The organism is Streptomyces pseudogriseolus (assembly GCA_002154585.1).
Lineage (GTDB): Bacteria > Actinomycetota > Actinomycetes > Streptomycetales > Streptomycetaceae > Streptomyces > Streptomyces pseudogriseolus.
The window spans coordinates 1-5483 of the sequence record MUNG01000359.1 but is presented as its reverse complement, the minus strand read 5'-3'; the positions used below and the strand labels follow the sequence as shown (position 1 = coordinate 5483).

The following is a 5483-nucleotide window of genomic DNA, read 5'->3' as shown; positions in this document are numbered from 1 at the left end:
CCGCCTCTCCTCCCCGGCCTCCTCCCGGGTCTGGGCATCGACGCGGAGGACCGGGAGTAGCACCGGGGGCGCCCCTCGAAGCGAGGGGCGCCCCCGTCCGCCTGCCCGGCCGCGCTGCCCGGCCCGGGCTCCTAGAAGAACACCGACCGCCGCTGCACGAGCAGCTTGTACAGCGTGTGCTGGATCTGCTCCCGCACCTGGTCGGTCAGGTTGAACATCAGCATCGGGTCCTCCGCCGCCTCCGGCGGATACCCGTCCGTGGGGATCGGCTCCCCGAACTGGATCGTCCACTTCGTCGGCAGCGGAACCGCCCCCAGCGGCCCCAGCCACGGGAACGTCGGCGTGAGCGGGAAGTACGGGAAACCCAGCAGCCGCGCCAGCGTCTTCGCGTTGCCGATCATCGGGTAGATCTCCTCCGCCCCGACGATCGAGCACGGCACGATCGGCGCCCCGTGCCGCAGCGCCGTCGACACGAACCCGCCCCGCCCGAACCGCTGAAGCTTGTACCGCTCGGAGAACGGCTTCCCGATGCCCTTGAAGCCCTCCGGCATCACCCCGACCAACTCGCCCTGCGCCAGCAGCCGTTCGGCGTCCTCCGCGCAGGCCAGCGTGTGCCCCAGCTTCCGTGCCAGCTCGTTCACCACCGGCAGCACGAACACCAGGTCCGCCGCCAGCAGCCGCAGATGACGCCCGGCCGGGTGATGGTCGTGCACGGCGACCTGCATCATCAGCCCGTCCACCGGGACCGTCCCCGAGTGGTTGGCGACGATCAGCGCACCGCCCTCCGCCGGGATGTTCTCGACGCCCTTCACCTCGACCCGGAAGTACTTCTCGTACATCGGGCGCAGCAGCGACATCAGGACCTGGTCGGTGAGTTCCTCGTCGTAGCCGAAGTCGTCGACCTCGTAGTCCCCGGTGAGGCGGCGGCGCAGGAACGCGAGGCCGCTCGCGATCCGCTGCTCCAGGCCGCCGTCCCCGCCCGCACGGTCCGCGGCCGGCTCACGCGGCTCCTCCTCACCGGTCACGGGATCATCCTCCCGCACCCCGGCCGCGCCCGGCAGGGGCTGGACCTCCCCCACCGCGGCGGGCGGCCGTGTCCCGCCCTGCCGCCGCGCGGCCGCACCACGGCGGCGCGACGCGGCACCCCCGCGGGAGCGGTGGTCGTCGTCGAACGGAATGACCTTGGCGTCCGCCATCGTTGCTGCGCTCCTCAGTCGGCGCCGTGCGCCGGCACATGGCCGCTGCCCGGCACGGGCAGCGCGGCGATCCGGTCGACGGCCCTCGCGACGGTCTCCGGCGGCAGCAGCCCCGGACCGCGGCTGCGCACGAAGTCCGCAAACGTTTCGGCAGTCGAGTACTTCGGGGTGAAACCCAGCGTCTCGCGCATCTGGTCCGTCGCCACCACCCGCCCGTGCGTCAGCAGCCGGATCTGCTCGGGCGAGAAGTCCGACATCCCCAGCGTACGCATCAGCGAACCCGCCCAGGTGACCGCGGGAAGCAGCAGCGGCACCGTCGGCCGGCCCAGCCGCCGCGAACACTGCGACAGCAGCAGCACCCCGTCCCCGGCGACGTTGAACGTCCCGCTGTTGAGCGTGCCCCGCCGCGGCTCGTGCGCCCCGATCCGCAGCACCTCGATCACGTCGTCCTCGTGCACGAACTGCAGCCGCGGGTCGTAGCCGAACACCGTCGGCAGCACCGGCAGCGCGAAGTACGACGCGAGCGGGGTGTCCGCGGCCGGACCCAGGATGTTGGCGAACCGCAGCACGCACACCGCGACGTCCGGGCGGCGCCGGGCGAAGCCGCGCACATAGCCCTCGACCTCCACCGTGTCCTTCGCGAAGCCGCCGCTGGGCAACGACTTGGGCGGCGTCGACTCGGTGAACACCGCCGGGTCGCGGGGCGCCGAACCGTAGACGTTGGTGCTGGACTTCACCACCAGCCGCCGGATGTTCGGCGACTTCTGGCAGGCGCCCAGCAGCTGCATGGTGCCGATGACGTTGGTCTCCTTCAGCGACGCCCGGCCGCCGCCGCCCAGCGGCGTGCCCGTCACGTCGAGATGGACGACCGTGTCGGCGCCCGACTCGGCCAGCACCCGCGCGATGGTGGGCTGCCGGATGTCCGCCTGGACGAAGTCGGCGCCGCCCAGATGGTGCTCGGGCCGCACCGCGTCCACGGCGACCACCCGGTCCACCTCGGGATCCCGCTGGATCCGCCGCACGAAGCGGCCCCCGAGCTGCCGGGCCACCCCGGTCACCAGCACGACCTTCCCCAAGATCAGCGCCCTTCTCTCACCCTGCTGCCGACGGCCAACCTATCGGGTCCCGGTCGCCCTGTGACACCGGGCGGATACGTGAAGTGACAACATCCCCACCGCATACACCGGACGTACCACACGGTGACACCCCGAGGCGGTGACGTGCGAGCGGACGGTGCCGTACGAACGGGCAGTGGCCCCCCACCGAATCGCGGTGGGGGGCCACTGGAACACGCTCTCGCGCTGTCGCTTACTTCTTGTTGCGACGCTGGACGCGCGTGCGCTTGAGCAGCTTGCGGTGCTTCTTCTTGGCCATCCGCTTGCGCCGCTTCTTGATAACAGAGCCCACGACTACCCTCGCTCACTTCTCATCACTCGGTGTTTGGGCGCCATGGGCCCACACGACCTTCGAGGGGTCAGCCTACCCGCCCGAGCGCTGAGGTCGTAATCGAGGTGACCGGGAAGGCCCATGAGTGCCCGATACGGACCCTCCCGGCCGCCGTCAGGCCGTGTCCACCCCCACATAGCTCTCGCGGAGGTACTCGTGAACCGCTTGCTCCGGGACGCGGAAGGACCGCCCCACCCGGATCGCGGGCAGATGACCGCTGTGCACCAGGCGGTACACGGTCATCTTCGACACTCGCATCACCGAGGCGACTTCCGCCACGGTAAGGAACTGAACCTCGTTCAGAGGCCTCTCGCCAGCTGCAGCCATGACACACCTGAACCTTCCGCACTCGACGGCCACCGGCTTCCCCTTCCGGTGACTCTTCGTCGTTGCGTGCTCACTCCCCAATGTAGGGGCGGGTGATGCGAGTGGGGAAGAGGTGCACCCATCGGCGGCCTACTGTGACAGACACGCTCGATTGAGTACGTAGCGGGTCAGCGGCAGGTAGTAATCGGACCGCGCACCGTCGTCAACCGGAACGACCACCGACACCGCCCCCTCGGCCTGCCCGACGAACGGCGCCGGGTCGTTCACATCGGCCGGCCCGACGCTCTCGAACCCCAGCTGACCTGCCCCGCAGACCCAGCCGTGGTCCCCGATCACCAGCTGGGGCAGCGGCCCGCCGGCGTCCGCCGCGGCCGCCAGAGCGGCCCGAACCGGGAGGGGGGAGTGCGTGTGCGCGCCCGGCTCACAACCGGGGCGCCGCGCGGTCGCGCCCCGGACCAGCCCGACCCCGCGGACGTAGTCGAGACGGCCTGTGCGTAGACCGAACCGGGTCGTTATGTCGACACAGCGACCCTGCGCGGGGGTGAGGATCTCACATCCCGCCGCCGACAAGGCGTCTGCGAGCACGGCGTAGAAACCGAGCAGCCGATGCGGGTGCCCCGTGCCCAGCAGCACCGGAACACGGCGCCGCGCGGCCTCCGCCAGCAGACTCGCACACGCGTCCAGGGCGGCCAGCGTACGCTCCGGATCGATGACCTCGGGCCCCGACGTCCGACCCGGGTCCGCCGCCACCCCGCACCGCTCGGCCATCAGCGCGAGCACCTCCCGCTCGCTCCACGTCCCGACCGGGTCGAGCCCGATCAGCACCCGCGGATCCCGCGCGGCGAACAGCCGGTAACTGCGCAGACTCTCCTCCCGGGCGGTGCCCACCACCCCGGCGAGCCCAGAGTGCAGAAGATGCGCGCGGAGACGGTCGGCGGTCACCATGCCAGCGATGGTGCGCCACCCGCCTCCGCCCGCGGGCCGGAACACCGCCCACGCCCCACGGTCGGCGTAACACCCCGCATCCGCAGGGACGGTCAGGGCAGCAGGCCCCGCAGCGGGAACACCGCCCGCCGGGTCGCCAGAATCGCCTGGTCCAGCCGGTCCGCCGGGTCGTACCCCTCGTCCCACGCGGCCCACGACACCGGCCACCGCCCGTCCGTCATCCGGTGCGGCGCCGGCTGCCGGGTCCGCGCGTACACCTGCCGCCGCCACTCGTCGGGCACCGGCGCCGTCGGCTCCACGGGCCGCCCGGCCGCGATGCCCACCAGGTGCGACCACGACCGCGGCACCACCTCGACCACCGCGTAACCCCCACCGCCCAGCGCCACCCACCGGCCGTCGGCGTGCTCGTGCGCCAGCTCGTGACACGCCACCTGCACCGCCCGCTGCGCGTCCAGCGACACCGCCAGATGCGCCAGCGGGTCCTCGAAGTGCGTGTCGGCCCCGTGCTGCGTCACCAGCACCTGCGGCCGGAAGTCCGCGATCAGCTCCGGCACCACCGCGTGGAACGCCCGCAGCCAGCCCGCGTCCCCGGTGCCCGCCGGCAGCGCCACGTTCACCGCGCTGCCCTCCGCGCTCGGCGCGCCCGTCTCCTCCGGCCACCCGGTCTGCGGGAACAGCGTCCGCGGATGCTCGTGCAGCGAGATCGTCAGCACCCGCGGGTCCTCCCAGAACGCCGCCTGCACCCCGTCCCCGTGGTGCACGTCGACGTCGATGTACGCCACCCGCTCCGCACCCAGCTCCAGCAGCCGGGCGACGGCCAGCGCGGCGTCGTTGTACACGCAGAACCCGGACGCGGCCCCCGGCATCGCGTGGTGCAGCCCGCCCGCGAAGTTCACCGCGTGCAGCGCCTCCCCGCGCCACACCGCCTCCGCCGCGCCCACCGACTGCCCCGCGATCAGCGCCGACACCTCGTGCATCCCCGCGAACGCCGGATCGTCGATCGTCCCCAGCCCGTACGACTGGTCCGCCGCCCCCGGATCCGCCGACGCGGCCCGCACCGCGTCGATGTAGTCCTCCCGGTGCACGAGCCGCAGCGTCGACTCCCCCGCCGCCTTCGCCGCGACCACCTCGACGTCACGGTCCAGGCCGAGGGCGCCGACCAGGCTGCGCGTCAGCGCCAGCCGGACCGGGTCCATCGGATGGTCCCGGCCGAAGTCGTAGCCCGTTACTGCTTCGTCCCACATCAGCTGTGCGCGGCCGCTCATGCCCGCCACCGTATCGGTCGGCCCCCGGCGCGAACGAACGGGCGTGCACGAGCGTCACCAGCACCAACACCATCGGCACCAGCATCGCCCCGCGATAGCTCCAGGCGTCCCCCAACGCTCCCACCAACGGCGAGCCGACCAGGAAACCCACGTAGTTGAAGACGTTCAGCCGCGCCACGGCCGCGTCCGACGCCCCAGGCCGCCCCGTCCGGTGCGCCCGCCGCCCGGCCGCCGCGAACGTCTGCGGCACCAGCACGCACAGCCCGAGACCCAGCAGCGTGAACCCCAGCATCCCCGCCCACAC

General features: G+C 72.4%; 6 protein-coding genes and 1 pseudogene. All 7 read right to left on the bottom strand.

The annotated features are described in order from the left end of the window. Positions 1 to 131 precede the first annotated feature (131 nt). Positions 132 to 1196, bottom strand: coding sequence for a lysophospholipid acyltransferase family protein (locus CCN29_RS27360; RefSeq protein WP_006133304.1), 1065 nt, complete (start codon positions 1194 to 1196; stop codon positions 132 to 134). A gap of 14 nt (positions 1197 to 1210) precedes the next feature. Further along, positions 1211 to 2272: an NAD-dependent epimerase/dehydratase family protein gene (locus tag CCN29_RS27355; protein ID WP_006133305.1), complete on the bottom strand. Its 1062-nt coding sequence runs from the start codon at positions 2270 to 2272 to the stop codon at positions 1211 to 1213. 232 nt (positions 2273 to 2504) lie between these two features. Next, the gene (locus tag CCN29_RS27350; RefSeq protein WP_003948845.1) at positions 2505 to 2603 is read right to left on the bottom strand and encodes a 30S ribosomal protein bS22; all 99 of its coding nucleotides are present in this window, start codon (positions 2601 to 2603) and stop codon (positions 2505 to 2507) included. Positions 2604 to 2756: 153 nt separating this feature from the next. Beyond that, positions 2757 to 2969 carry a helix-turn-helix domain-containing protein gene (locus CCN29_RS27345; RefSeq protein WP_157842153.1) on the bottom strand — a complete coding sequence of 71 codons (213 nt, stop codon included), beginning with the start codon at positions 2967 to 2969 and terminating at the stop codon, positions 2757 to 2759. A 129-nt stretch (positions 2970 to 3098) separates the two neighbouring features. Beyond that, positions 3099 to 3914: a phosphatase gene (locus tag CCN29_RS27340; protein WP_006133306.1), complete on the bottom strand. Its 816-nt coding sequence runs from the start codon at positions 3912 to 3914 to the stop codon at positions 3099 to 3101. A gap of 92 nt (positions 3915 to 4006) precedes the next feature. Beyond that, a complete protein-coding gene (locus tag CCN29_RS27335; RefSeq protein WP_228679091.1) occupies positions 4007 to 5158 on the bottom strand; it encodes an acetoin utilization protein AcuC in 1152 nt (383 codons plus the stop codon). After that, positions 5049 to 5483: pseudogene (locus CCN29_RS27330) on the bottom strand (MFS transporter); the annotation flags it as partial. The pseudogene CCN29_RS27330 and the gene CCN29_RS27335, both read right to left, overlap by 110 nt.